The following is a 2,520-nucleotide window of genomic DNA, read 5'->3' as shown; positions in this document are numbered from 1 at the left end:
CGACGGCTCCAAAACAATCCTAACAGCAGGCTTGCCCATCTCATGCCCCCAAATCAAATCAGGGCATGATCATACATATTTATCGATCAAGACACTAGTGCGCGTTCCGACCAGGTGGAATCACCTGGTCGAAAAGAACTCGCGCAAGTTCAATGGCTTGAGCATGATCTCTTCGCAAAAGTGGTTTCCACTTTTGGCGTTCATGCTCTAAGGCGGGGCGATGCCTGAGCTTCCAGAGGTCGAAACCGTGATGCGGGGGTTAAAGCCCGTGCTCGAGGGCCGCCGCATCGCGTCCGTCGTGCTGCGCCGGACGGGTCTGCGCTTTGCATTTCCGGAGAACTTTGCCGGAAGGCTCCTGGGCCGCAGGATCGAAAGCCTTTCCCGGCGCGCGAAATACATCCTCGCCTCGCTGGATTCCGGTGACGTCCTGCTCGTCCACCTGGGCATGACGGGGCGTTTTACCGTCTTCTCCGGCACAGGCGCCAGAAATCTGGGCGAATTCTATTTCGAGACGGCGGCGGGCGAAGCGGGCGAGGGCCCGCACGACCATGTGGTGCTGCACCTCGATGACGGAACCCGCGTTGTCTACACAGATCCGCGGCGCTTCGGCATCATGGACGTGTTCGCCGAAGGCGACGCGGAAGGCCACAAGCTTCTGAGCCGCATCGGCGTCGAGCCTTTGGGCAATGCCTTCAACGCCGGATATCTCGCACAACGCTTCCGCGGCAAGGCAGCTCCTCTCAAGGCGGCTCTTCTCGACCAGCACATCATCGCCGGGCTTGGCAACATCTATGTCTGTGAGGCCCTCCACCGTGCCGGCCTGTCGCCGCGCCGCAAGGCAAGTACGCTGGTGAAAGGCAAGGGCCACGATCCACGCCTCGATGCTCTGGTGCGCCATATCCGCGAGGTGCTGGCCGAGGCGATCACCGCCGGCGGCTCGACCCTCCAGGACTTTGCTCATGCCGACGGGTCGCGCGGAGCCTTCCAACAGCGCTTCCTGGTCTATGACCGCGAAGGCCAGCCCTGCACGGTTTGCGGAACGCCCATCGAAAGGCTTGTACAATCGGGCCGGTCGACCTTTTACTGCCGCAAATGCCAACGCTGAGGACGGGACCAATGGCCTACCAGAACATCATCACCGAGATACGCGGGCAGGTCGGCGTCGTGACGCTCCACCGGCCGCAGGCGCTCAACGCGCTGAACGAGGCGCTGATCGCTGAATTGAACGACGCGCTCGGCAGTTTCGAGTCGAACCCCGATATCGGCTGCTGCGTCGTCACCGGCAGTGAAAAGGCCTTCGCGGCGGGGGCGGACGTGAAGGAGATGGCAGATAAGGGCTATGTCGATGCCTATCTGGCGAAGTTCCTCGATGGCTGGACACGCGTTTCCGAGACGCGCAAGCCCGTGATCGCTGCGGTGTCCGGCTTCTGCCTTGGCGGCGGGCTCGAGCTTGCGATGATGTGCGATCTGATCATTGCGTCGGAAACCGCCAGGTTCGCGCTGCCCGAGATCACGCTCGGCATCATGCCGGGAGCCGGCGGCACGCAGCGCCTGCCGCGCTTTATCGGAAAGGCGAAGGCGATGGATCTCATCCTCACCGGCCGGATGATGGATGCCTCGGAAGCCGAACGTTCAGGTCTCGTGGCACGCGTCGTCCCGCCTGACAGGCTGCTCGATGAGGCCCTCGCCGCTGCCGCCAAGATCGCCTCCTATTCTCAGCCCATCGTGATGATGGCGAAGGAGACGGTGAACCGTGCGCAGGAAACCACCCTGTCGGAGGGCGCACGCTTCGAACGCCGTCTGTTCCTGTCGATGTTTGCGACCGAGGACCAGAAGGAGGGGATGAGGGCCTTCGTTGAGAAGCGCAAGCCCTCATTCCGCAACCGCTAGCGCGCGTTCCGACCAGGTGGAATCACCTGGTCGAAAAGAACTCGCGCAAGTTCAATAGCTTGAGCATGATCTTGTCGCAAAAGTGGTTTCCACTTTTGCGGATCATGCTCTAAGGCTCAGGCCGGGTAGATTACGCCCTTCTTGACGATGATGTTGCCGTAGAGCCGGGACTCGCTCGACGCGACGACGGCGAAACAAGCCCTTACCTTGGCGTAGAAGGCATCGCCCACCAGTGGCATGATCTTCTGCTTCGGTTCGTGTTTCAGCAGAACCGCGGTGAAGTCATCGAAGACTGGCTCCATGCGCGCGGGGTCGAGATAGGCGGCTGGGCGCCACACCGCCTCCGGTACCATGTCGTCCACAGGCATGACGGAGAGGATGGCGTCGAGAATGCGCGGCGCGCCGTGCCCGTCGAGGCGGACCACGCGCTTGCCGTGTTCCTCCGCCGGGTAATTGCCGTCGACGATGGCGATCTCGTCGCCATGTCCCATGGCGCGCAGTACACGCAGGAGGTCGGGGCTCAGCAGCGGATCGATTCCCTTGAGCATCAGTTCTTTTCCTTGAACAAGACGTTGCGGTTGATGATGAAATTGTCGAATAGCGGCAGGCTGGCCGCGCCCAGTGCCCTGG

General features: G+C 61.7%; 3 protein-coding genes. 2 read left to right on the top strand and 1 reads right to left on the bottom strand.

The features are described 5' to 3' along the window. Positions 1-220 precede the first annotated feature (220 nt). Both mutM and ACILRA_RS21965 read left to right on the top strand, forming a co-directional pair. Complete coding sequence (gene mutM / locus ACILRA_RS21970) at positions 221-1,105, top strand: bifunctional DNA-formamidopyrimidine glycosylase/DNA-(apurinic or apyrimidinic site) lyase (protein ID WP_395664170.1); 885 nt, start codon at positions 221-223, stop codon at positions 1,103-1,105. Between the two features lie 11 nt (positions 1,106-1,116). Continuing rightward, positions 1,117-1,890, top strand: coding sequence for an enoyl-CoA hydratase (locus ACILRA_RS21965; RefSeq protein WP_395664169.1), 774 nt, complete (start codon positions 1,117-1,119; stop codon positions 1,888-1,890). Positions 1,891-2,006: 116 nt separating this feature from the next. Here ACILRA_RS21965 and ACILRA_RS21960 read toward each other — a convergent pair whose 3' ends face one another. Beyond that, entirely contained in the window at positions 2,007-2,438 is a 432-nt protein-coding gene (locus ACILRA_RS21960; protein ID WP_395664168.1) for an RbsD/FucU family protein, read from the bottom strand. Positions 2,439-2,520: the final 82 nt, after the last annotated feature.

Source organism: Aestuariivirga sp., from assembly GCF_044239095.1.
Lineage (GTDB): Bacteria > Pseudomonadota > Alphaproteobacteria > Rhizobiales > Aestuariivirgaceae > Aestuariivirga.
The sequence above is the reverse complement of the archived record's forward strand: the minus strand, read 5'-3'. Positions and strand labels throughout refer to the sequence as shown.

Excerpts from the sequence above, each read along its gene's own strand:
- mutM (WP_395664170.1), top strand. The coding sequence starts at position 221 with ATGCCTGAGCTTCCAGAGGTCGAAACCGTGATGCGGGGGTTAAAGCCC.
- ACILRA_RS21960 (WP_395664168.1), bottom strand. The coding sequence starts at position 2,438 with ATGCTCAAGGGAATCGATCCGCTGCTGAGCCCCGACCTCCTGCGTGTA.
- ACILRA_RS21965 (WP_395664169.1), top strand. The coding sequence starts at position 1,117 with ATGGCCTACCAGAACATCATCACCGAGATACGCGGGCAGGTCGGCGTC.